Here is a 24,060-nt window from a genome sequence, read left to right as displayed (position 1 = left end):
CCTCCTTGTAACTGGTAGGGGTCTACCAGGCTTTCTGTAATGGTGTGTGGCTCAGGCCGATTCAGGATGATCTCAGTCATGGTGATCTTCGATCTCCATGGCTTGGCTGAAGTACAGGATGGTCAGGATCGAGAAGATGAATGCCTGGATCGCACCGACGAACAGGTCGAACGCTTTCCAGATCGCGTTCGGCGCCCACATGATGTAGGGCGGGAAGAGCGCGATCAGCGCGACCAGTATGCCGCCGGCGAAGATGTTGCCGAAAAGTCGCAGCGACAACGAGATCGGCTTGGCGAGTTCCTCGACCAGGTTGATCGGCGCCAGGAATGCCACGTGGCCTTTGAGCACCGCCAGCGGGTGCCCCACGATACCGCGGCGCCAGATACCGGCGACGTGATAACAGACGAAGACGAAAAGTGCCAGCGCCAGAACGTAATTGATGTCCGCCGCCGCCGAGCTGAGCAACTCGGTGGTGCGCCCGGATTTGTCGGTGTATTGCAGCGGCAGCACCGACAGCCAGTTGGAGATCAAGATGAAAACGAAGATGGTGACCGCCAGGGGCAGCACGAATGGCGCGATGCGCATCCCGACCGCGGCCTCGATCTGATCGCGCATCTGGACGGTGATGGCCTCCCAGAACAGCTGCACGCCGCTGGGGACGCCGGTCGAGGTGATCTTGGCGCGCAGGTAGAAGGCCAGTGCCAGCACGATCACCGCGGCGATTCCGGTCGACAGAATCGTGTCGGTGTTGACGGTCAACCCGAGCCAGGTGGCGTGGGTGTGCTCTCCGACCTCGATTGCGCCTTCGGCCAGGAACCTCGTCTCACTCATCGCTGGTGTTTCCTCTTTCCGTTCCTTCGGACGCCGGCTCCGCCCAGTCGCCGGCGCGCAGCTTCTTCCATACCGGCAGTGCGGTCGAGAGCACCAACACCACCTGGAACAGGGCCAAGCCGAACACCACGCCCAAGCCGGCGGGCCGGAAAATGTAAGCAATGATCAAGCCGATGACGGTGATGATCGCCAGCCGAGTCGCCGAGTTCAGCGCCATCGTGCTTTTCATCGGATGTTCTTTTTCAGTTATCGATGCAACCGAGCGACGCACCAGAAGCGCGTTCAGCAAGCCCAGGAGCAATCCGACGCCGAAGAACACCCCGACCATCAAGTGACCGGAGAAACCGGCGGCAGCTACCGCGACCGCGGTGATCGCGGCGCAGACCAGCAGGAGCCGAGAAGGATTGAATGCAACAGCGGGAAACACCAACGGCGCGTCCTGCGCTGGTGTCGTCACTTCAGCACCTCAATCCGGATTGGTGGAGCGGAAAACTTCCGACCGACTGATCGGTAGCCCGCCGAGCGTATCGCACGTCACAGAGGATTCACTCAAGGGGTAGCTCCCTCTGTCGGTCGTGATCCGGCACCTTCGGGTTCGCGTCCGTGGAGCCGGCTGGCCGGCAACCCTCAAGATTCTTTTTGGGGTTCTACCAGCACCGTACCATAAGGTCAACGCTACTACTACTGCCCGTCGTAGTCCTCGTCTTGGTAATCGTCGCGGCGGCGCAAGAGCGGGATCGCCGTCGCGACGCCGGCGACCACAATGGCACCCAACATCACGTAGCCGGTATCGCGGGGATTGAAGAAGATCGTGCTCGCCGCGCCGAACGCGACAATGCCCACCCATAGATAGATGAGGAGTACCACCCGGCGATGAGAATGGCCGATCTGCAACAACCGGTGATGTAGATGCATCTTGTCGGGGCTGAATGCGCTGCGGCCCGCACGGGTGCGGCGCACGATGGCCAGCAGCAGGTCGAGCATCGGCACGAACATGACCGCGACCACCAGCAGGAACGGCGACAGCAGGGCAAACACGTCGCGGGCGCCGTAGGCATTTTGCGAGATCGGGCCGGCCGCGGTGGTGGATGCGGCAGCAAGCATCAGGCCGATCAGCATCGAACCGGAGTCGCCCATGAAGATCTTGGCCTTGTGGAAGTTGTGCGGCAGGAAGCCAAGACAGGCGCCGGCCAGCACGACCGAGATGACGGCGGGCGGATAGAACAGCACGTCGCCGCCGTGGTCGCGGAGCAGACCGACCGAGAACACGCAGATCGCCATCGCGGTGATCAGCCCCAGCCCGGCCGCCAGTCCGTCGAGCCCGTCGACGAAGTTCATCGCGTTGACGATCGACACCGTCAGCGCCAGTGTCAGCAGGATCGACGACGCCTGGTCCAGCACGATGGTGCCGACGCCGCCGAACGGGATATACAGCACGCTCCAGGCGACGCCCATCGTGACCAGCACGCTGGCCGCGGTGATCTGGCCGGCGAATTTCGTCAGGGCGTCCAGGCCCCAGCGGTCGTCGATGAGGCCGATGCCCATGATCACCGCGCCCGCCACCATGACCGCGGGCATACCGGTGGAATAGACGAAACCGCGGGTGAGCGCGGGCAGTTGGGATGCCAAGAACACGGCAGATGCAACGCCGACAAACATCGCGAGCCCACCCATGCGCGGTGTCGGCGTGACGTGAACATCGCGTTCGCGCGGATAGGCGACCGCTCCCAGGCGAGTGGCCAGCACCCGCACCGGTCCGGTCACGAAGTAGGTGATGATCGCTGCCGTCAGGCCGACCAACGCCAGCTCACGCAGTGGGACGCCGGCGCCGCGATCGGACAGGGCGTGTAGACCCGCGGCAAGGCTGACGAGATTGCTGGCCGGGTCGCTGGACACCACCAGACCGTACCCAACCTTCCTGAGGCCCGCGGCCTCGCTTCGTCAGCGCCGCTAGGCGATCAGCCGTCCCGGGTCCATGCCCAGCACTTCTGCAATCCGCTCGGCACTCACCGGTCCCGCGCGCAGCAAACGCGGGGTGTCGCCGGTCAGGTCGACGATCGTCGAGGCGGCCTGCTGCTCGGAGGGCCCCGCGTCGAGGTAGACATCGACGAGATCGCCGAGTTGGTCGCGCGCCTCGGCGGCGTTCACCGCGGGCGGGCGACCGGAAACGTTGGCGCTCGATACCGCCATCGGCCCGACTTCGCGCAGCAGTTCGATGGCGACCGGGTGCAGCGGCATCCGCAGCATCACGGTGCCGCGGGCATCGCCCAGATCCCACTGCAGCGACGGTGCTTGCGCCACAACCAGACTCAGCGCACCGGGCCAGAATGCGCGGATCAGTTCGCGGGCCCCGTCCGGCATCGTGTAGACCAGGCCCTCGATGGTGTGCCAGGAGCCGACCAGCATCCCGACCGGCATGTCGCGCCCGCGGCCCTTCGCGGCCAGCAAGGCGGCCACCGCGGTGTTGTCGAACGCGTCGGCGCCGATGCCGTACACCGTATCGGTCGGCATCACCACCAGTCGCCCGCCCTTGAGCGCGCCGAGCGCCGAGGCGATTCCGGCCGAACGCCGTTCGGGGTCAGCACAATTGAATACTTCAGTCACGGACACCGCCCCTACTGGCAGTAACGAATCTCGGCCGGCCGGTGAGATCGTGGCGTGCCCGGATGCCATCGAACAGTCCGGTGCTCTCGATCAACTCGACAGTCCGCGACGACGTGGTGTCATCGTGCTCGACGGCGAACAGGCCGCCGGGACGCAGCCAGCGTCCGGCGAGATCCACCACCGCGTCGATCACCACCATCCCGTCCGGGCCCCCGAACACCGCATGTGATGGATCGTGCTGGGCCACTTCGGGATCCAGCTCGACGCCATCCGGAACGTACGGCGGGTTGGCCACGACCAGGTCGACTCGCCCGTCAAGGGCGGGAAGCAGGCCGTCCGCGGTGATGTCGGCGTGCACCAGCTCCACCGCGGTGCCCGCCACGTTGCGGCGCGCATAGTCCAGGGCCGCATCGGAGTCGTCGATAGCGGTGACCCGCGCCGCCGGCCAGTGCCGAGACAGCGCCACCGCCAAGGCGCCGGATCCGGTGCACAGATCGACGATCACCGGCGCCTGGGGAAGGCGCTGCGCGGTGGCCCACTCCAGCATGGCCTCGGTCTCCGGGCGCGGGATGAAGACGCCCGGGCCGACGTGCAGCACGACGGGCCCGAATGCCGCGGTCCCGGTGAGGTGTTGCAACGGCACTCGCCGCGAGCGGGCAGCGACCACGTGGTGATAGCGGATCAAGAACTCGTCGTCAATCGACTCGATCAGCGTCAGCCGCCCACGTTCAGCACCCGCCACGTGAGCGGCCAGTTCTTCGGCATCCCAACGCGCAGAATCGATTCCGGCTTCGGCGAGCAACGCCGCAGCAGAGTCGATTGCGCGCCGCAGTCCGGTCATGCCTGTTGCAACCGGGCCTGTTTGTCGGCCTCACTCAGCGCATCGAACAGCGCGTCGAGGTCGCCGTCGAGAACCTGATCGAGATTGTGCGCCTTGAAATTGATCCGGTGGTCGGCGATCCGGTTCTCCGGGAAGTTATAGGTCCGGATACGTTCGCTGCGATCCACCGTGCGAATCTGGCTGGCCCGATCCGCCGACGCGTCGGCCTGGGCCTGCTCCTCGGCGAGCGCCTGCAAACGCGCGGCGAGGACCTGCATGGCCCGGATCTTGTTCTGCAACTGCGACCGTTCGTTCTGACAGGTGACGACGATCCCGGTGGGCAGGTGGGTGATGCGCACCGCCGAGTCGGTGGTGTTGACGCCCTGCCCGCCCTTGCCGGACGAGCGGTAGACGTCGATGCGTAGATCCGACTCGTCGATCTGCACCGTGCCGACTTCCTCAGGCTCTGGGTACACCAGCACACCCGCGGCCGAAGTATGAACGCGTCCTTGGGATTCGGTCACCGGGACACGTTGCACCCGGTGCACGCCGCCCTCGAACTTCAGTCGCGACCACACCCCGTCGGCCGAGTCGCCCTTGCTGGCGATCGTCAGCGTCGCGTCCTTGTAGCCGCCCAGGTCGGAGGTGGTCTCGTCCAGCACCGTCACCGTCCAGCCGTGCCGTTCGGCGTAGCGGATGTACATCCTGGCCAGGTCGGCGGCGAACAATGCCGATTCCTCACCGCCCTCACCGGATTTCACTTCAAGCACGACGTCGTCGGCATCGTGCGGATCGCGCGGCGCCAGCATGTCGGTGAGCTGGGTGTCGAGTTCGGTCACCCGCGATTCCAGTTCGACGACCTCGTCGGCGAACGAATCGTCGTCGGCTGCCAGTTCGCGGGCGGTCTCGAGGTCGTCGCGCGCGGAGGTCAATTTCCGGTAGGTGGCCACGATCGGGGCCAGGCGGGCGAAACGGCGCCCCACCTTGCGCGCCTCGTCGGGATTGCCGTGCAACTCGGGGTCGGCCAGTCGCTGCTCCAGTTCGGCGTGCTCGGCGAGCAGCACGTCAATCGTCTGCACCGGCTGCGTCATCACACACCTCCTCCCCCGTTGTTTACCGCAAACGCGAACCGACGCCCGGCCTGCGCAGCTTGGTGCACAGTTCGGGCGTCGGTAAGGCAGCTATTTGTCGGCCGAGTCGGCTCCGGCCTTGCGCTTTCCATAGCGCTTCTCGAAGCGTGCCACCCGGCCACCGCTGTCCAGGATCTTCTGCTTGCCCGTGTAGAACGGGTGGCACTGCGAGCAGACCTCGACGGTGATGTGCCCGCCGTCCTTGGTGCTGCGCGTCTGGAACGTGTTGCCGCAACCGCAGAGCACGGTGGCCTCCGCGTAGGCGGGATGAATGTCAGCTTTCATGATGTCCTCTTCGATCGTTATCGCCCCGGCGCGAAGCCCTGGGACCGGAACCGGTCCTGGGGGTAGTCGACCGTCGATTATGCCAGGTCAACCTACATCAGCCCAAACAGCGAGATACGCCCACACATTCCCGATTGGGATTCGGTGCGGCCGTTGCGCCGAGACTGTAACTACGCAGACGTCTATCGGCGTGTCGCCTGCGTGGTTGCAGTGTCGCGGTGGGGCCTGTCTTTAGGCCCCGGGCAGACCGCCACAGGTTGCGACGCTAGTCGTTGTCCATGTTCCCCGGGGTCGTCTTGGACACCTGGACCAGGAATTCGTAGTTGGTCTTGGTCTTGCGCAGCTGCGACATCAGCAAGTCGATGGCCTGGTGAGAGTCCAGACCCGACAGCACGCGGCGCAGCTTGTGCACGATGCCGAACTCGTCGGGCGAGAGCAGCAATTCGTCCTTACGGGTACCGGACGGGTTGACATCCACGGCCGGGAAGACGCGGCGCTCCGAGATCTTGCGGTCCAGCTTGAGCTCGGCGTTACCGGTACCCTTGAACTCCTCGAAGATGACCGTGTCACCGGTGGATCCGGTCTCGACCATCGCCGTGGCGATGATCGTCAGCGATCCGCCTTCTTCGATGTTGCGCGCCGCGCCGAGGAATCGCTTCGGCGGGTACAACGCGGTGGAGTCGACACCACCGGACAGGATCCGGCCCGACGCGGGTGACGCGTTGTTGTACGCGCGGCCCAGGCGGGTGATCGAGTCGAGCAACACCACGACGTCTTTGCCCTGCTCGACGAGCCGCTTGGCGCGTTCGATGGCCAGCTCGGCGACGGACGTGTGGTCTGACGGCGGCCGGTCGAAGGTCGAGGCGATGACCTCGCCCTTCACCGAACGCTGCATGTCGGTGACCTCTTCAGGGCGCTCGTCGACGAGCACGACCATCAGGTGGCATTCCGGGTTGTTCTTGGTGATCGCGTTGGCGATGTCCTGCAGGATCGTGGTCTTACCGGCCTTGGGCGGCGACACGATCAGGGCACGCTGCCCCTTACCGATCGGCATGATGAGGTCGATGACCCGAGTGGTCAGCCGGTCGGGAGTGGTCTCCAGACGCAACCGCTGGTTGGGGTACAGCGGCGTCAATTTTTGGAAGTCGGGACGCTTCTTGACGTCTTCGACCGGTCCACCGTTGACACTGTCCAGGCGTACCAGCGGGTTGAACTTCTGCCGCTGGTTGGGCTGCTCGCCCTCCTTGAGCACCCGCACCGCGCCGGTCACCGCGTCACCGCGGCGCAGGCCGTTCTTGCGCACCACGTTCATGGACACGTAGACGTCGTGCGAGCCGGCCAGGTAACCGGAGGTGCGCACGAAGGCGTAATTATCGAGGACGTCAAGAATGCCGGCTACCGGCTGGACGACGTCGTCCTCGCGCAGTTCGGTGTCGCCACCGCCACCACCTTCGCCGGAACGTTCACCGCGACGCCGACGGTCGCGGAACCGGCGGCCGCGCCGGCCGCCGCGCCCATCGCCGTCGTCGTCTTGCTGATTCGAGCCGCCGCGGTTCTGCTGGCCGCCGGAGCCTTGCTGATCGGCGTTGTGGTCGTCTGACCCGCGGTCGTCGGTCTTGGATTCCTTTTGGCCTTGGCCTTGGCCGCCGTCGCGCTTGTCGGCCTCCCGAGTGGCCGTGCCATTGCGGTTCTGCGAGCCCTCGCCGGGCGTCTCATCGGCGGCACGCTCAGCCGATCCCGCTTCTCGAGAGGCGCCGCGTCGTTCCCGGCGCTGGCCCCCTTCGGTCGCCGAATCCTTCTGTTCCCCTTGGGCAGTCGGTTCTTCGTCGGCCGTTTTCTGTTGATTCTTGTCCTGTTCGGACTTGCCGGTGTCTTCGGACGCGGCGGATGTGCCGTTGGCCTGTCCCCTGATTTCCTTGATCGCGGCAATGAGTTCGTTCTTGCGCATCCCCGACGTGCCCTTGACGCCGGCCTGATTAGCCAGCGCACGCAACTCGGGCAGCACCATGGTGGATAGAGAGCCGGCCGAGACGTTGGTTTTCACGTCCGGAGTGTCTGTGGTCACGGCGTTCGACAGCTGATTGCTGTCGGTGCTTTCGTCAGCCGTGAACAGGTCCGTATCAGTCACGGATTTCCTTTCTTCCCCCGCTGATCACGTCATACGAGGGGTTCGTTGCATTCAGCTAAATTGCCGAGTGCACCCAAATATCGACTCTGCAACGGTGATCGCCTGGCTGGGCGGAGAAAACGGCGAACCTCGTCCACGAGAAGAATTGGTGTTGTACCAGCGGCAAGGCAGTATGCATGCAGATGCAGATGACTGCGATTGCTGGACGATGCCGAGAATAGCCCGCATCTGTGCTTGAAGCAAGCAAACCCTCCGGTGAGCCTGTGGATCAACCAGCGACTCTGACACCCGGGCTCCAGCGAGCCCCTTCGCCGACTGTCATCTCGGTAATGGTAAATCCGTTGGCAACGCCGCAGTCCAGCGCCTCCGAAGGCAACTCCGATTCGGTGGTCAATGCGATAACTGAAGGACCCGCCCCCGAAAGCGTCGCTGACACGTTAAGACGTCGCAGCAGCCGCAGATATTCCGCCGACGCCGGCATCGCGGGAGCCCGTTGCGGTTGATGAAGCACGTCCTCGGTGGCCGCCATCAGCAGATCCGGGCGCCCGGTCAGGGCGACCACCAGCAATGCGGCGCGGCTGAGGTTGAATCGGGCGTCCTCGTGGCTGACCTGGGCGGGCAGCAGCACCCGCGTCTCGGCGGTCGACGAGCGCTCTTCCGGGATCGCGCAGAACAGCCGGATATCGGGGTGCAGCGTCAGCGGGACGGCCGCGTAGGCGGGTTCATCGCCACCGCGTTCGGTCCACGACACCACCGCACCGCCCAGCACCGCTGCGGCGGCGTTGTCGGGGTGACCCTCGAACTCCGAGGACAGCTGGATCAGCCGAGCCTCGCTAAGTGGCGTCGAATCCGTTTGTGCAACAAGGCCATTGACGGCAGCAAGACCGCTCACCACGGCCGCCGCGGACGAACCGAGACCCCGGGAATGCGGGATGGCGTTGCGGCAGCGCACCACCATGCCCGGAGCCCGGACGCCGGCGGCCTCCAGCCCGCGCTCGATGGCCCGCACCACCAGATGCTCGGGCCCCAGCGGTACCTGGCCCGCGCCTTCGCCCTCGACCTCGACGACCAAGCCCGAATCGGCTGTCTCCACGACGATCTCGTCGTACAGACCCAATGCGAGACCGATGCTGTCGAAACCCGGGCCAAGATTGGCGCTGGACGCCGACACCACGGCGCTGGCCACCAGCCCGGCGGGCAGCATCTGATTCACGACTAGGCCAGCCCGAGCTTCTCGACGACGAGTACAGGATCAACGGGGAGCGCCGACACGCTCGGCATATCCCTCAACGCCGTGTCGGGATCCTTGAGGCCGTTGCCGGTCACTGTGCACACCACGGTCGATCCGCGGGCCAACCAACCGTCCTCGACGGACTTGAGCAGACCCGCGATGCTGGCCGCCGAGGCGGGCTCGACGAACACACCTTCGGATTGGGCGACCAGATGGTAAGCCGCCAGGATCTCCTCGTCGGTTGCGGCCAGGAATCGCCCGTTGGACTGCTCCTGGGCCGCAACGGCCGCCGTCCACGACGCCGGGGAGCCGATGCGGATCGCGGTCGCGATGGTCTCGGGGTTCGGCACCGGCTTGCCATGCACCAGCGGCGCGGCGCCCGCGGCCTGGGTGCCCAGCATGCGGGGCAGCTTCTCGAACACACCCTCCTGGTGGTACTCGGTGTAACCCTTCCAGTACGCGGTGATGTTGCCGGCGTTGCCGACCGGCAGCGAATGAACGTCCGGAGCGGTGCCCAGCGCGTCGACGATTTCGAACGCCGCCGTCTTCTGCCCCTCGATACGCACCGGGTTGACCGAGTTCACCAACGAGATCGTCGGGAAGTCGGCGGCCATCTTGCGGGCCAGCTCCAAACAGTCGTCGAAGTTGCCGTCGATCTGAATGATTTTGGCGCCGTGCATAACCGCCTGCGCGAGCTTGCCCATCGCGATCTTGCCCTGGGGTATCAGTACCGCGCAGGTGATGCCGGCGCGCGCCGCGTAGGCGGCCGCGGACGCCGAGGTGTTTCCGGTCGACGCACACAACACCGCCTGCTGCCCGCGCACCACCGCGTCGGTGACCGCCATCGTCATGCCCCGGTCCTTGAAGGAGCCGGTGGGGTTGAGCCCTTCGACCTTCAGATGGACCGTGCAGCCGGTCTGCTCCGAGAGCCGGGTCGCGGGGATCAGCGGGGTACCACCCTCGAGCAGGGTGATCGGCGTCCAGTCCGCGCCGACCGGCAACCGGTCGCGGTAGGCGGCGATCAGACCCGGCCAGGGCTTGTGGACGGCGGTTCGTGGCGCGCTCATATGCTGGTTCCTTCCAATCTCAGCACGCTTGCCACACTCTGCACGACATCCAAATCGGCCAGCGCTTCCACGGTTTCGGAGAGAGCCGCATCGGTGGCACTGTGCGTGACCACCACGATGCGGGCGCCCACTCGCCGCCCGCCTTCGTCCGCGACGCCTTCCTGCCGAACCTCGGCGATGCTGACCTCGCGCTTGGCGAATTCGGCTGCCACCGAAGACAACACACCGGGCTTGTCGGCGACGTTCATGCTGACGTAATAGCGGGTGGAGATGAAACCCATTGGTGCGATCGGCAATTGGGCGTACTTGGATTCCTTCGGCCCACGGCTGCCCAGCACCCGGTTGCGGGCGGCCATCACCAGGTCGCCCGTCACCGCCGATGCGGTCGGCGCACCGCCGGCGCCCTGGCCGTAGAACATCAGCCGGCCCGCCGCCTCGGCCTCCACCACCACCGCATTGAACGCCCCGCTGACGGTGGCCAGCGGGTGCGCCAGCGGCACCAGTGCCGGGTAGACCCGTGCCGAGACCCGTTGCTGGCCATCGTCGCCCGCGATGCGTTCGCAGATAGACAGCAACTTGATGGTGCAGCCCAGCGCGTGCGCGGACGCGAAATCGGCCGGGGTGATCTTGGCGATGCCTTCGCGATAGACGTCGTTGGCGGTCACCCGAGTATGGAAGGCGATGGACGCCAGGATCGCGGCCTTGGCGGCGGCGTCGTAGCCCTCGACATCCGCGGTGGGATCGGCCTCGGCATAGCCCAGCGCACTCGCGTCGGCCAGGGCGCTGTCGTAGTCGGTGCCGGTGCTGTCCATCGCGGACAGGATGTAGTTGGTGGTGCCGTTGACGATGCCGGCCACCCGCACCACCGTGTCACCGGCCAGCGACTGGGTCAACGGACGGATCACCGGGATCGCGCCCGCGACCGCCGCCTCGAAATACAAGTCGACATGCGCATTTTCGGCTGCCTGCGCCAGTTCCCCGGTCGACGTCGCCAACAATGCCTTGTTGGCGGTGACGACGGACTTACCGTGCTCGAGCGCGGTCAGGATCGCCTTGCGCGACGGCTCCACCGGTCCCATCAACTCGACGACGATATCGACGTCTTCCCGCGACACCAGCTCTTCGATGTTGTCGGTGAGCAGCTCGACCGGGACACCGCGATCAGGCGCGACGCGCCGAACCCCGATGCCGCGCAAGGCAAGAGGCGCGCCGACACGGGCCGCGAGATCGTCCGCGCTCTCCGCGATGATGCGGACCACTTCGCTGCCGACGTTGCCGAACCCGAGTACCGCTACGCCGACCGGCTTTCCATTATCGGACACCGTTCACCTCACTTCCAGACTCAGCAGATCGTCGACCGTCTCCCGGCGCAGGATCAGGCGGGCCCGCCCGTCGCGAACCGCTACCACGGCAGGCCGGCAGATCATGTTGTAGCGACTCGACAGCGAATAGCAGTAGGCACCGGTCGCGGCCACCCCCAGCAGGTCGCCCGGTCCCAGATCCCCGGGCACCCAGGTGTCGCGCACGACGATATCACCGCTCTCGCAGTGCTTTCCGACGATGCGAGCCAGCGCTGCCGGTGCATCGCTGACCCGCGACACCAGCCGGGCGTCGTACTGCGCGTCGTAGAGCGCGGTGCGGATGTTGTCGCTCATGCCGCCATCGACGCTGACGTAACGCCGGATCGCCGTCGTGCTGACCTCGACGTCCTTGACGGTGCCGACCTCGTAGAGCGTGATGGTCCCGGGTCCGGCGATGGCCCGCCCCGGCTCCACCACCAGCCGGGGCGTGGGCAGACCCACGGCCGCCGCCTCGTTGCTGATGATCGTGCTCAGCTTGGCCGCCAATTCCGACATCGGGGGCGGGTCATCGGAGGCCAGGTACGAGATGCCAAGGCCGCCACCGAGATCGACCGTCGAGATCTGCGCGGTCTTCTCCACCCCGAACCGGCCGACGACCTCCTGCAGCAGGCCCAGGACCCGGCGCGCGGCCAGCTCGAAGCCGGCGACATCGAAGATCTGCGAACCGATGTGACTGTGCAACCCGACCAGCCGCAGGTGATCGGTCGCGAATACCCGCTCCACCGCGGCCATCGCCGCCCCGCCGGCGACCGACAGGCCGAACTTCTGGTCCTCGTGTGCGGTGGAGATGAACTCGTGGGTATGTGCCTCGACGCCGACGGTGAGCCGGACGAAGACGTCCTGGACGACCCCGAGCTCGCCGGCGATAGTTTCCAGGCGCTCGATTTCGGTCATCGAGTCCACCACGATGTGGCCAACTCCGGCTTTGACGGCGGCCGTCAACTCCGCGACGGATTTGTTGTTGCCGTGCAGGGTGATTCGCTCGGGCGGGAAGTTGGCGTGCAGCGCGACGGCCAGCTCTCCGCCGGTGCACACGTCGAGGCAGAGGCCCTCTTCGTCGATCCAGCGCGCAATCTCGGTGCACAGGAAGGCTTTAGCGGCGTAGTGGACATTGGCGCCGCCGCCGAACGCCGCCGCGATCTCTGCGCAGCGGGATCGGAAGTCGTCCTCGTCGATGACGAACAGCGGGGTTCCGTATTCGTGGGCAAGGTCGGTCACGGGGATTCCGGCGATGACGGCCACGCCGTCGTCACCGCGAACCATGTTGAGAGGCCACACATTCGGCGCCAAGCCCAGCAGCTCCTCTGGGGACTGCGGCCGGGGCGGGCTGTCCGCGTGACGGATTTCTTCGGCGTGCCGGGGACCGGCGGGATGGACGTTCACATTCTCTCCGGGGCGCTGACGCCGAGTATTGCCAATCCGTTGGCGATGACCTGGCGGGTGGCCTGGCACAACGCCAGCCGGGCGACGTGCAGGTCGGTGGGTTGTTCGTCGCCCTGGGGCAATACCCGGCACGAGTCGTAGAACCGATGGTAGTCACCGGCCAGGTCTTCCAGGTAACGGCAGATGCGGTGCGGTTCACGAAGGGACGCGGCGGTGTCGAGCACCCGGGGGAACTCGCCGATGGTGCGCAGCAACGTGCCTTCCTTGTCGTGGCTGAGCAACTCGAGATGCCCGGTGTCGGGGATCAGGCCGAGCTCGGCGGCGTTGCGGGCCAGCGCCGAGAGCCGGGCATGTGCGTATTGCACGTAGTAGACCGGGTTTTCATTCGACGCCGAGGACCACAACGCCAGGTCGATGTCGATCGCGGTATCCACCGACGAACGGATCAGGCTGTAGCGCGCGGCGTCGACGCCCAGCGCCTCGACCAGGTCGTCGAGCGTGATCACGGTGCCGGCGCGTTTGCTCATCCGCACCGGCTGGCCGTCGCGGACCAGGTTGACCATCTGCCCGATCAGCACCTCGACGGTCGCGGGGTCGTCGCCGAAGGCCGCGGCCGCGGCCTTGAGCCTCGCGATGTAGCCGTGATGGTCGGCGCCGAGCATGTAGATGCACAGGTCGAATCCGCGTTGCCGCTTGTCCAGGTAGTACGCGATGTCCCCGGCGATGTAGGCGGGTTTGCCGTCGCTCTTGATCACGACGCGGTCCTTGTCGTCACCAAAAGCGCTGCTGCGCAACCAGCTTGCGCCATCCTGCTCGTAGATGTTGCCGGAGTCACGCAGCCGGGCGATGGCCTCGTCGACGCGCCCGCTGGTGTGCATCGAGTCTTCATGTGTGTACACGTCGAAATCGGTGCCGAATTCGTGCAACGTCTCCTTGATGTGGGTGAACATCAGGTCGACGCCGATCTCGCGGAAGGTCTCGTGCATCTCGGTGTCCGGCAGGCTCAGCGCGTCGGGCGCCTTCTGTAAAACCTGCGCCGCGATGTCGTTGATGTAGCTGCCGGCGTAGCCGTCTTCCGGGGTGGGTTCTCCCTTGGCCGCGGCGATCAACGAGTTGGCGAATCGGTCGATCTGGGCGCCGTGGTCGTTGAAGTAGTACTCGCGCGTCACGTCGGCGCCCTGCGTCGTGAGCAACCGGCCCAGGGCATCGCCGACGGCGGCCCAGCGGGTGCCGCCGATGTGGATCGGGCCGGTCGGGTTGGCCGAGACGAATTCCAGGTTGATCTTGCGGCCGGCCAGCGCGTCGGAGTACCCGAAGTGGGCGCCGGCGTCGATGACGTCGTTGACGACCTTGGCCTGCGCGGACGCCTCGAGGCGCAGGTTGATGAAGCCCGGTCCCGCCACTTCCGCCGAGGAGACGCCGTCGGCGGCGGCCAGCGCCTCGGCGAGCCATCCGGCCAGCTCACGTGGGTTGGCCCCGACCTTCTTGCCCAGTTGCATGGCCAGATTGCTCGCGTAATCGCCGTGCTCGGGATTGCGCGGGCGCTCCACGGTGACCGTCGCCGGTAGTGCGGAGACGTCGAGGCCACGCTCGGCAAGCACCGCGGATGCGGTGACTTTGAGCAGCTCAGCCAGGTCAGCGGGGGTCACGAGCGTCCATCCTATTGGTTAGCGTGCCTACGCCCCGAATCCATTGCGATGTCAGGTCGGCCACCCGGATGCGTTAGTCTGTCGGGGCCCATTGGCGCAGTATGTATAGCGTGCGCCCCCGTAGCTCAGGGGATAGAGCGTCTGCCTCCGGAGCAGAAGGCCGCAGGTTCGAATCCTGCCGGGGGCACTCTCGAAATCGCCTCTGAAGTGCGGTTATGCCCGACCGCGTCCGAGTAATTCTGTAACGTCCAGTCGCTCCGTGTCACACGATGTCACAAGCATCATCGAACTGGTGTCCAGTCGTCCCACCAGTTACCCCAATCCAGCGCCCTCTTCGGCGGACCTTCCCTTACCAACAAGTCTCTAAAAAGCTGTTGCTTACCCCACGAATCGTTGACGGGAAAGACGTGGTGCGACCAACTCAAGCAAGGTTCGCCAGGGGCATGTTGACTGACATTCTCAGGGGCAAAGACGGCTACTGCGAGTAGCCCGACAATTGCGGCCGCAGGCAATCGCAACGTTCCATCTCTTCCGATGGTGAACTGAAATGTCTGGTTGTTTATGTAGTCGACGAGTTCAAAGCCCGCAGGCAGGTCCTCGCCATGCCCGTGACTGCAGCGGTGGATGCCATACAAGACGTCAGCGATGTCAGGTCGCTTATCAGGCAAGTTCGATTGGACGCGCACCGGGAATCGCATGCGGTCGAGATCGAGGTTGGGGAACGCCATGGCCCCGAACATGTCCACCGAGTCACGAATTGTCGCCTTGAATCGACGTCCCACGCCGAGCTTCGCGTACCGCTTCTTGCCCGTTGCATCCACTGCATTACACGCGTGAAGCATCGCGGCGTCCCATTCACGCTTGGTCCAGTGGTTTAGAGCATGCCGCACGGAATTACCGACGTTCACGCACTTGAGGCTATCGAAGGGGGGCGACAACCTGCGCCAAAGTCACGCCCGCGGCCTTCAACGCGTCATCCTGCGAATGGGCATAGATGCGTGCGGTGATCGACGCGTCGGCGTGACCGAGCCACTTCGCGATCACGGCCAACGGAACACCCCGAAGGGGCATTGCCGTGCCGCACGAGTGACGCGCACGCGTGCGCCCACCGTCTACCCGCTGTGTGGGCAATACGCATGGGAAGGCGATCACGCACGTCAACACCCTGGGGGCCACACCCATCGGGTCGGTCGTGGCCACGGACGGGCTTTGACGCTCAAGACGTCGCCACCGTTCCCAAGTTTTGGCCATAAGGCTTTCGGGGGGCGCCGTACGCGCTCCGAGCACTACGCGGGGGCCGATGCCTCGTACGTGTGCGCTCCGTGAGCCGACCTTTGAGTCGCCGAGGGTGCGTGTCCGACACTTGTGTTTCACTAGCAAAATCAGTGTCAATCGGCGGCATATATCGAGGAAGTTTCCTGTGAACCCCAACATCACCGGCTTCTATCACGATCCTCCAGTTTTTCTCGGTGAGCGCCCCGTCGACGAAAGCACCAAGCAGGTGTTTTTTGATCGCTTCAACGAAGCGGTATTGCGGACGACCCTTCATTGCGGTCTGGAGTTCCGCGCTTCCGTAGAGGGCCTCATCGCTTTCGACTTCACCACGAGTGAAAACTGCGCTACCCCGATGAACGGACCGCATTTCATTGACGACTTCGACGTTCTGGCGGAAAAGAAGGTTCGTCAAACTCGGATCATGAATACATACCTCGCGTTTTTCTACACGCGCCACATGGAAATTGACCAATGGACTATGGAACGCATGGTTGTAAGTCCAGCAACGTGCTTTTCAATGCACAGCTTAGAGTCTGGAATTGGCGGCGGTAGTCCAAGTGTGTTCCGCTTGGCTGCGTCCAGCTTTGCGCACACGTACGCCGGACCGCCTTTCTTTGATATGCGAATTTTGAATAGGCCACCTAAACCAGTTAGCGCAGAGGTGGTGCAGAATGCTGCCAATGATCTGTCGACTTTTATCGATAACCACGGTGACGAAGGAATACTTCTCATCGATCTTTTTCTCCGCGCAAGCATTGCTTTTCAAGACCATAATCACAGTTTGTCACTAACGAGCAGTTGGACCGTCATAGAAAAGCTAATTAACGACCTTTGGCGACGTATGCAGCAGGATCACCAATCCCGACAGGGTGAGCAATTTATCGACGCGAAGCGACGGGAGAGACTGCAAGATGGGCGCACATTTACAGCATCCGTTATGTCCGAGATGTTGTCTTTCATGGAATATATCCCGAAAGATCTTTACGACGACGTTTCTAAGGTCCGCGTGGCACGAAACAAGTGGATGCACAGCCTTAAGTCAGTTAACGCGCAAGAAGCGATGGTCGCCAACTCAGTTTGCGAGCGATTCCTGAAGGAGGTAATGGGAGTTACCCTTATAGGCGCCACCGGCCGCACCCTTCGAGGTTGACCCGAACCGGGGAACCGGTGGCGAGGTACTTTCGAGGCCTTTAGCAACAAACGATTCGATCTTGATGGGACTTAGCCATCCTCGTCTTGTGCAATGTCCTTCAATTGGCGGAGCAATTCGTCGAGGAGCTCATCGTCAACGTGGATGCGTACTTGCACAGGCTGTTGGATGTCTTCCCCCTTTGCGGCGATGAGACGTTCGGGTAGTGCCGCGACGACGGCAATGTAATCCCTGATGAAGTCCTCCATGCCGGATAGCGGTTCATCCGCGAATCGCGCGCACGTGTCGAGAACGCTGCGGTACTTCGATGGTGCTGCCGCGCCTCGGACACGTTGTGCCAGTTGGAGATACCTGTCGTAGTAGTCCATCAATCTGGTTGCTGCGTGCACGATTCCGTCGGCATCTGCCGTCTCGTCACCCAGGCTGTCGAACACCGAAGTAAACGCGTCTGTCAAGAGGAATCCATTGATTTGCGCCCCGACCTGTTCGATGTCGTAGACGGTGTTGCTAACCAGCGTTTTGAGTGCTTGGAAGTTATCAATCCGCTGACCGGTCGAAGGCGCGAACCCAAGGCGATGGTCTCGCATCGCAGTTTCCATAGCCTTGCGGCGCTGAACGAGCACAGAGGCAAAGGCGGCCCACTGCCACGAATGCGGGCGCTCCTGCAGCAGGGCGACTAGACCGTCCTGCGTCATCTGCACTTTGGCGAACTTGGGCTCGTCGTCGGCTTTGTCGTCGGACTGCGGAGCGTCAGCCATCACTATTTCCAGCTTCTGGTGCAGCGCAGCGATTACCCCGGCGACCCCTTCACGCCTGCCGTCGAGGTCGGCGATCGTGCCCAGCAACCCTTCGACTTCATCGAGCTTCGTCGCGTCGAGTCGCACGGGGAGGATGTATGCGCCTTTAGTCATCATGCGTCGGCGCAGTGCAGCGCGACGCTCAAGGATGCACCACTCTTTCTCTGCGTACTCGCGTGAGATGAACATGACGACGTATCGGGCCTCATCGCGGTACAGGTTGGTGAAGACCTCGGTCAACTCTTCACCCCAAAGCGTCCCTTTGTAGTCGGCGTCGTAGAAGACGCGACCTTTGGGTAGATTCAGTCCACGCACTACGTCTTCGACGAAGTCACGCTGTTCTCCGGCGAACGACACCGCGATGTCGTACTTGTACGCGGGCTCTTCGCTGACTTCCTCGGCCATGCGCTACTCCTACGTTCGCGCGGAGGTTGGTTACTGTCGCCAGTCCACCAGTCAAGCGTAGTTGAACAGATGTTCGACTTACTAGAAGTTCCTTGCAGCTTGCGGCTCGCCCTTCCATTTCGCGAATCGCGTCTTGAGCGTCGGCACGTCCTTTGCGATGAACAGGCCTAGGTTTCCTCAAGTCGCTCGAGAATGGCGTTGCCGCACATCCTGACATATGCGGGTGACGTGGTCATTTGACCCAGGACCCGTTGCATGAGGGCGCTATCGGCGCCGTTCATTGGGTTGCCGCTTATAGTGCCGACGTAGCCAGGCAGGTTAGAGCGGAACATGTTGACCCGCGCAGTGAGCTGGCTGTTGTCGATTCCCAGTGCGTCACGCGTCCGGATGTACTCCGGGTGGTCCTCTGGCACAGGAGGATTGGGATGGCCATTGTTAACTACCAGCACCAACCGCGCGGCGACAAGGTTATCGTCCTCTTGCCACTTCCTTCGCGTCATTTGCTGACCTTAGCGAGGAGAACCAGCACTCGTCATGCACGCTGAGGCCGTTCTGGGCCTCACGCCACCGACGGAGGCGACGAAGCTGTCCCGCGCTCGGCGGCCCACTTGGTGAATTTCGCTTGAGTGGGGCGACGTCCTTGGCGGTGAATGAGTAGCGCGACCCCGATCCGACCGCCTTGTAGTCGTCGGAGGCGCGTAGGAACACGCGCAGCGTTTTCGGGTCGGTGCCGACCTTCTCGGCGACGTCCTTGGTTGTCAGTGCAGTGCTGGTGTGGTCATTGTCATGCTCCTGTCAGTTGCGTCAGAGCACGATAAGAGACCCGGCAACCGGGTCCAAAAGCCTTGAGCAACACCGCACCTCACGCTGGCGTTGGCATCACATCAGCGTGTCACATGAGTGTCACAAGTCGCGCCGAACCGGCTTGATTCGCGTCGAACGTTTTCGAATGCCCGCTCCTGCAAGCCGTGCGCAGTCCGAACCGCAATGAACGCGGTTGACCTGGAGTTATGTGCCTCCGGAGCAGAAGGCCGCAGGTTCGAATCCTGCCGGGGCACTGCTGGAGCAGTGAGAACTTGCAGGTCAGACAGTGTGCCGTTAGTCAGCTCGGCTAATCAAAACGTCCTGGCTTGGGTAGATCCGCGGCGTGGTGGCCGCGTCGGCATGACCCAACTGATTCGCGATAGCTCCAGCGGCCCGCAGCGCAGGCGCAGCACGGTACCGCGCGCGTGACGGGCGTCGTGCACCGCGCATGACTCAGATGGTGCATTTCAACCCGACGTGGGCGGCGTGGTACCCGAGACGGCGATAGAACGCCCGAGCCCGTTCGCGAGCCTCGTCCGTGGTCACCTGCGCCAGCTGCGCCCCGTGTGCTCGCCCGTAGTTGTGCGCCCACTCGACGAGTGCAGTACCAAGACCCTGTGCACGCTCGGCTTTGGCGACCCGTAAGCCCTCGATCTGCAGCCGGATGGCGCCGCCGCGGGAAAGGCCGGGAATGATCGTCAATTGCACAGTCGCGACGACCATGTCGGAACCGTTCAGGACGACTCCGAGATAGTTGGATCGGTTGCGAACGACCATGTCGTAGGCCGCCTCGTAGCGTTCGAGTTCGGCGCCTTCGCGATCCTGACCGAATTCGTCGTCGGAGAGCAGCTCGGCGATGACCCGCACGTGTTCGCGCGTCGCGCGCTGTACACGAAATGTGCGGTCGGCCACCCGCAGCAGTCCTCGAACCGAGGACTGCGCCAGGGCCTGTAGGCGCCCCACCAACAGATCCAGCCACGCCCCCACGTTGGTTCGTGCCTCCGCGGTATCCGGGTAGCGGCATCGCAGATGTAGGCCGGCCTCGTCCTGGATGAACCAGAGCATCACGCCGTCGGTGTCAACGCTCGCGCTCACATACTGGGCGTCGAGTCCGACCGAGTCGATGCGCACCGGAAGTCTCCGTTGGTCCAGCCAGGAAATCGCGAACATGCCGGGCGCAACGGGCATTCCACCCCACGGAGCCAGTACGTCGGCCAGTGGCCAGGAACCCAGCTGCACCGCTTCTTTGACGGCAGCGGCCGCGGCGGACGGCTCGGCGACCGCCGACTCCAAGACCGAATTGGTGATGAACCAGCCCACCGAGTCGTGCCATTTTTCTTCAAATCGGCTGTGCACGGGGAACACCGCGCGCAGTGGGGCCCCGGCCAACTCGCGGGTCACCGCAGTCATGGCGACCACCGCAAGCGCCAGCGTCGAGACACCGTCCTCGCGTGCCTGCTCGGCAAACGCGGCGCCGTCATCGACGTCGAACACGTCACGCACTTCAACGCGTTCCGGATGCGGCCCGAATTCGTCCAACGGCAGCGGAAACCGTGGCATGACCCCACCGCTGTCGCTGATGATTTGTACCCATCGCGCGCGCACATGGTCCGGTGCCGCGGGACGGTCCAACAGCGCTTGCGTGTGCAGGACAAATGCCGGCGGCGGCGGCAGCGACGGCGTACGACCGATGCGCGCGTCAGCGAGCACCGACAACAGGTCCCGGGCAATCACCAGCATCGACCACATGTCCACGTGGGCGTGGTCGGCGGCGATCACCACCGTCAATCCGGCGGCAGTCTCCAACACACACAGCCGATGCGAGGGCCGCGCGTAGGGCGAGCACGCCGCATTGAGAACTACTCGCAGTGCGTCGTTGACCGCCTGGCCTGGAGTGATCTCATGCTCGACCCACCTGTCCGGGTGAATATCGATCTCATGCAGCTGCGGGTCGCCGTCCGGCCCGGGTGTGAATGCCGTTCGTAGCGTGCCGTGACGGGCGATCACCGCCAGCCACGCATCGGCCAACGATTGGCGGCTGACCCCCGCCGGCAACCGAATGGACAGAGCCATCCAGGAACCGGGCCGTGGGCCCGCACCAACGTGTATGCGCTGGTCAAAAGACACCGGGAGCTGCCGCCCGAGGTCAGACACCGACACGTCGTAGCCCCAGAGTCGTCCGAAGGGTAGCCGCAGGTGCGCCACGTTGGTCAGCCGCATGGCGGTACCCTAACGCCCCGGATAGCCTGAATGCTCGGTCAGCGCGGGGCGAGCCGTCGGGTCGTGAAAAGAGTTGGGTGATGTCCACTTTCGTGGTTCCTGGGGCAGAGCTTGCGGTTGAACTGAGTGACGAGGGTGGTCATCCGGTTGTTCAACTGCACGGGCTTACCTCCAGCCGCGCGCGTGACCGGGTACTCAATCTCGACCTCGGCAGGGGCCTCAGCGGGACCCGATTGCTGCGGTATGACGCGCGCGGCCATGGCAAGTCGACTGGGCGCAAGGTCGACGAGGATTACCGATGGGAAAGCCTTGCCGAGGATCTTCTGCGGCTGCTCGACAAATGGTTTCCCGGCGAACGGGTGCACGGAGTCGGCCCGTCCATGGGTACCGGCACGCTGCTGCACGCGGCTGCCCGCGAGCCGGACCGCTTCGCCAGCCTCACGCTCATGGTCCCGGCCACCGCGTGGGAGACCCGGCCCGCGCAGGCGGCGATCTACCGGGCTGCGGCCGAATTTATCGAAACCGAGGGAGTCGGGGCATTCATCGCGTCGGCGCGTGGGGCGACTCCGCCGCCAGCCACGGTCGGCGCGCCCGAAACAGTTCCGGATGTGGCCGATGCGCTGCTGCCGTCACTGTTTCGAGGCGCTGCTCTCAGCAACCTGCCCGCTCGCGAAGCGGTCGCACGAATCGATGTGCCGACGACGATTCTGGCCTGGGTCGGCGACCCGGCGCATCCGATGTCGACGGCGGAATCGCTTGCGACACTGATGCCGCGGTCAACGCTCACCGTGGCGCACGTCCCGGCCGATGTCGAGACCTGGCCCCAGATCCTGAGCCAAGACGTCGCCCGCAGAGGCTGACTTGTTCGGCAGACGAATACCGCTGCGATTGAGCGCATCGCGCAACCACGACGTCCGCCCAACGCAGCGGCGACGTCTTCAGGTGATCAGATTGGGACCGGTTGTCGCACAAATAATTTCATTTCGCCCGCTGAGAAATCCGACATCCGACACTAGAACGTAGTGGGCTGAATCGACGAAGTCAGGGCGCAACGCTGGCGAGCACGGACGTCAGAAGAAGTTCGAATGCTCGATCGTCGGGCGGTACCGGGGCACTGGTGAATCCGCCCTCGTCGGCGGACTCCGTCCGCTGTACTGCGTTGTGCTTTTGTACCAATCTCGCGAGCAGTATTGACCCTCGAACGAGTTCCGACACCGCGGAGTACGTGTCGTGGGCTGTCTGCTCGTCGAGACCGCAATCGATCATGTTGGCGATCGCTTTCTGCGTCTCCTGCTCGCCGAGCCGTCGTGCCAGCGGACTCAGTGCGCCTCGAATGAGGATCAGGTCCGTCAACACCGGATCGCTGAGGAAGGTCCGGCGCACGCCGCGCGCGTGCGCCTTCAACGATTCGCGCCAATCGTCCGACTCGGTGAACGCCGGCAATCCGCTGCGGCGCAACGCGCGGTCGGTCATGGCATCGAGAAGCTCTGATCTATTGCGTACATGCCAGTAGATGCTCGTTACGCCGACGCCCAGCGATTTGGCGACCAGCGGAATGCTGAGCTCCTCGATTGAGGACTCCGCTGCTATCGCGAAGGCTGTCTCGACGATCGCATCTTCAGTCAGGGAGCCTCGCGCTCGTCGGACTGATTGTCGCTGCGGCTTCCTAGCCTGCACCCTCACCTCTCCCCTCATGGATCGTCGTCGATCGCGAAGTCAAACGGGTCGTAATATAGGTCAACGATTTTCTGGTTCATCGTGTCAGCGCCGGATCTGACGGGTAACGATCGACGGGCCGGCCAGTGGCATGTCAAGCAGTCCGGGCGCGGCGTCAATGACTGCGGGAATGGCGTTGATCGCCGCCATCGCCGTCGCGGCGACGCCGGGGTTGGTGGAGTCGCCTGGTGCGGGGTCCAGACGTAGGTCGAGGTTCATATTCGGGTTTCCTTTGATGCGAAACGCCATGCCTCCCTGGCCGGGTTGTGCTGGGCGGGGCCAAGAGTCGGGCCACGGCGTGGAGGTCACCGCGGCGAAGTACTGAACCGAGACCACGGGGCGCTCGTTCTGAATGGCGGCGAGTTGCCAGCGGTGGCCGCAAATCGTATCCTTCGGGATCACCCCGAGTGCGGTGTCGAGGTCGTCCGGGGCCAGGATCGTCTCCCAGTCCAGCGCTACCCGCTCGGTATCAACACCCAGTGTGTCGGCGATATAGCGCACGACGGGTTCCCAGTCGTTGTTCACCTTGCCGACAGCGATGCGAATCGGGATGTGGCCGTTGGCTTTTCCGAATCCCATCGACTCGTGCAGCACTTCCCAGATCGGGTAGGCCAGGTCGAGGTCGAGGGCGTATTCGTCCATGCGGTAGGTGTCGATCACCCCGGCACCCGCCAGCAGGGCAGTGGGCAGGTTCAGGCTGACGAAGCCGGGTTCGCATCCGGCGGCGTAGAAGGTCGAGTTGCCTTTGAGCGCGGCATTTTCAATCGGCTCGCGCCAATTAGCCGGTGCCGCCTTCGGATACACCATGGGGATGGCGGAGATGGTGACGACGTTCATGCCGGCTTCCAGGTAGGCGACGATGTCGGCGATGACCTCGTGTTCTCGTCGGACGGCGGTCGCGCAGTAGGCGATGCAATCGGGCTTGGCGTCGAGGACCACCCCCAGGTCGTCGGTGGCTACGACCCCGATATCGGGACGACCGCACAACGCGCCGGCATCCGTGCCTACCTTCGCCGGGGAGGACACCTTGAGCGCGGTCAGATCCAGTGCGGGGTCGTCGATGATTGCGCGCAACGCAACGCTGCCCGTCATGCCGGTGCCGACGTGAGCCACGCGACGCTTCGCGGACGTGGTGCCAGAGGAGAAGGTCACAGGTATTGCCTTTCGACGAGTAGCGGGCAGTGCTTTACTGTATGCCTAACCA

General features: G+C 64.1%; 22 protein-coding genes, 1 tRNA gene and 1 pseudogene. 3 read left to right on the top strand and 21 right to left on the bottom strand.

Annotation, left to right across the window (positions count from 1 at the left end; translation table 11 throughout):
* Positions 1-72: 72 nt before the first annotated feature.
* The 13 genes from atpB to argS all read right to left on the bottom strand — a co-directional run bounded on the left by atpB (position 73) and on the right by argS (position 14,489).
* Entirely contained in the window at positions 73-831 is a 759-nt protein-coding gene (gene atpB, locus G6N54_RS26060; RefSeq protein ID WP_163793297.1) for a F0F1 ATP synthase subunit A, read from the bottom strand.
* On the bottom strand, positions 824-1,288 hold the full coding sequence (locus tag G6N54_RS26055) for an ATP synthase subunit I (protein WP_163793295.1): 465 nt from the start codon (positions 1,286-1,288) through the stop codon (positions 824-826). Before G6N54_RS26055 ends, atpB begins: the two co-directional genes overlap by 8 nt.
* A gap of 224 nt (positions 1,289-1,512) precedes the next feature.
* Positions 1,513-2,733, bottom strand: a complete 1,221-nt coding sequence (locus G6N54_RS26050; RefSeq protein ID WP_163794989.1) for a glycosyltransferase family 4 protein — start codon at positions 2,731-2,733, stop codon at positions 1,513-1,515.
* Between the two features lie 48 nt (positions 2,734-2,781).
* A complete protein-coding gene (locus tag G6N54_RS26045; protein WP_163793293.1) occupies positions 2,782-3,435 on the bottom strand; it encodes an L-threonylcarbamoyladenylate synthase in 654 nt (217 codons plus the stop codon).
* Positions 3,428-4,276, bottom strand: coding sequence for a peptide chain release factor N(5)-glutamine methyltransferase (prmC, locus tag G6N54_RS26040; RefSeq protein WP_163793290.1), 849 nt, complete (start codon positions 4,274-4,276; stop codon positions 3,428-3,430). Before prmC ends, G6N54_RS26045 begins: the two co-directional genes overlap by 8 nt.
* Positions 4,273-5,346 (bottom strand): peptide chain release factor 1, encoded by a 1,074-nt coding sequence (gene prfA, locus G6N54_RS26035; protein WP_163793288.1) that lies wholly within the window; start codon positions 5,344-5,346, stop codon positions 4,273-4,275. The genes prmC and prfA overlap by 4 nt, the downstream gene beginning before the upstream one ends.
* A 90-nt stretch (positions 5,347-5,436) precedes the next feature.
* On the bottom strand, positions 5,437-5,670 hold the full coding sequence (gene rpmE, locus G6N54_RS26030) for a 50S ribosomal protein L31 (protein ID WP_163793286.1): 234 nt from the start codon (positions 5,668-5,670) through the stop codon (positions 5,437-5,439).
* Between the two features lie 265 nt (positions 5,671-5,935).
* Complete coding sequence (gene rho, locus G6N54_RS26025; protein ID WP_163793285.1) at positions 5,936-7,798, bottom strand: transcription termination factor Rho; 1,863 nt, start codon at positions 7,796-7,798, stop codon at positions 5,936-5,938.
* Positions 7,799-8,066: 268 nt separating this feature from the next.
* Positions 8,067-9,002: a homoserine kinase gene (thrB, locus tag G6N54_RS26020; protein WP_163794987.1), complete on the bottom strand. Its 936-nt coding sequence runs from the start codon at positions 9,000-9,002 to the stop codon at positions 8,067-8,069.
* 11 nt (positions 9,003-9,013) lie between these two features.
* Positions 9,014-10,096 (bottom strand): threonine synthase, encoded by a 1,083-nt coding sequence (gene thrC, locus G6N54_RS26015; RefSeq protein ID WP_163793282.1) that lies wholly within the window; start codon positions 10,094-10,096, stop codon positions 9,014-9,016.
* Positions 10,093-11,418 (bottom strand): homoserine dehydrogenase, encoded by a 1,326-nt coding sequence (locus tag G6N54_RS26010; protein ID WP_163793281.1) that lies wholly within the window; start codon positions 11,416-11,418, stop codon positions 10,093-10,095. Before G6N54_RS26010 ends, thrC begins: the two co-directional genes overlap by 4 nt.
* A gap of 3 nt (positions 11,419-11,421) precedes the next feature.
* A complete protein-coding gene (lysA, locus tag G6N54_RS26005; protein ID WP_163793279.1) occupies positions 11,422-12,840 on the bottom strand; it encodes a diaminopimelate decarboxylase in 1,419 nt (472 codons plus the stop codon).
* Positions 12,837-14,489: an arginine--tRNA ligase gene (gene argS, locus G6N54_RS26000; RefSeq protein WP_163793277.1), complete on the bottom strand. Its 1,653-nt coding sequence runs from the start codon at positions 14,487-14,489 to the stop codon at positions 12,837-12,839. Before argS ends, lysA begins: the two co-directional genes overlap by 4 nt.
* A gap of 114 nt (positions 14,490-14,603) precedes the next feature.
* Here argS and G6N54_RS25995 point away from each other — a divergent pair.
* Positions 14,604-14,676: transfer RNA gene (locus G6N54_RS25995), tRNA-Arg, on the top strand.
* A 94-nt stretch (positions 14,677-14,770) separates the two neighbouring features.
* Here G6N54_RS25995 and G6N54_RS25990 read toward each other — a convergent pair.
* Complete coding sequence (locus G6N54_RS25990) at positions 14,771-15,397, bottom strand: hypothetical protein (RefSeq protein ID WP_163793275.1); 627 nt, start codon at positions 15,395-15,397, stop codon at positions 14,771-14,773.
* 10 nt (positions 15,398-15,407) lie between these two features.
* On the bottom strand, positions 15,408-15,671 hold the full coding sequence (locus G6N54_RS25985; protein WP_372513301.1) for a tyrosine-type recombinase/integrase: 264 nt from the start codon (positions 15,669-15,671) through the stop codon (positions 15,408-15,410).
* 238 nt (positions 15,672-15,909) lie between these two features.
* Here G6N54_RS25985 and G6N54_RS25980 point away from each other — a divergent pair, with 238 nt between their 5' ends.
* Positions 15,910-16,914 (top strand): hypothetical protein, encoded by a 1,005-nt coding sequence (locus G6N54_RS25980; RefSeq protein WP_163793273.1) that lies wholly within the window; start codon positions 15,910-15,912, stop codon positions 16,912-16,914.
* Positions 16,915-16,985: 71 nt separating this feature from the next.
* Here the strand turns inward: G6N54_RS25980 and G6N54_RS25975 are convergent, their stop codons facing one another.
* From G6N54_RS25975 to G6N54_RS25965, 3 genes are all read right to left on the bottom strand, one after another.
* Positions 16,986-18,116, bottom strand: coding sequence for a TIR domain-containing protein (locus tag G6N54_RS25975; RefSeq protein WP_163793271.1), 1,131 nt, complete (start codon positions 18,114-18,116; stop codon positions 16,986-16,988).
* Positions 18,117-18,283: 167 nt separating this feature from the next.
* Complete coding sequence (locus G6N54_RS25970) at positions 18,284-18,616, bottom strand: hypothetical protein (protein ID WP_163793268.1); 333 nt, start codon at positions 18,614-18,616, stop codon at positions 18,284-18,286.
* A 757-nt stretch (positions 18,617-19,373) separates the two neighbouring features.
* On the bottom strand, positions 19,374-21,140 hold the full coding sequence (locus G6N54_RS25965; protein WP_163793266.1) for a GNAT family N-acetyltransferase: 1,767 nt from the start codon (positions 21,138-21,140) through the stop codon (positions 19,374-19,376).
* A gap of 80 nt (positions 21,141-21,220) precedes the next feature.
* On the opposite strand from G6N54_RS25965, the gene G6N54_RS25960 reads away from it, so the two are divergent.
* On the top strand, positions 21,221-22,000 hold the full coding sequence (locus tag G6N54_RS25960; RefSeq protein WP_163793264.1) for an alpha/beta fold hydrolase: 780 nt from the start codon (positions 21,221-21,223) through the stop codon (positions 21,998-22,000).
* Between the two features lie 181 nt (positions 22,001-22,181).
* Here G6N54_RS25960 and G6N54_RS25955 read toward each other — a convergent pair whose 3' ends face one another.
* From G6N54_RS25955 to G6N54_RS25950, 3 genes and pseudogenes are all read right to left on the bottom strand, one after another.
* Positions 22,182-22,613 carry a TetR/AcrR family transcriptional regulator C-terminal domain-containing protein gene (locus tag G6N54_RS25955; protein ID WP_232073018.1) on the bottom strand — a complete coding sequence of 144 codons (432 nt, stop codon included), beginning with the start codon at positions 22,611-22,613 and terminating at the stop codon, positions 22,182-22,184.
* A 9-nt stretch (positions 22,614-22,622) separates the two neighbouring features.
* Positions 22,623-22,835 (bottom strand): annotated as a pseudogene (locus tag G6N54_RS31765) (TetR family transcriptional regulator); the annotation flags it as partial.
* A gap of 66 nt (positions 22,836-22,901) precedes the next feature.
* Positions 22,902-24,008, bottom strand: a complete 1,107-nt coding sequence (locus G6N54_RS25950) for a dihydrodipicolinate reductase (protein ID WP_232073017.1) — start codon at positions 24,006-24,008, stop codon at positions 22,902-22,904.
* Between the last annotated feature and the right edge of the window lie 52 nt (positions 24,009-24,060).

The sequence above is a fragment of the Mycobacterium stomatepiae genome, from assembly GCF_010731715.1.
GTDB lineage: Bacteria > Actinomycetota > Actinomycetes > Mycobacteriales > Mycobacteriaceae > Mycobacterium > Mycobacterium stomatepiae.
Note: the sequence above shows the minus strand (reverse complement) of the source record. Positions and strands in the feature narration are given on the sequence as shown.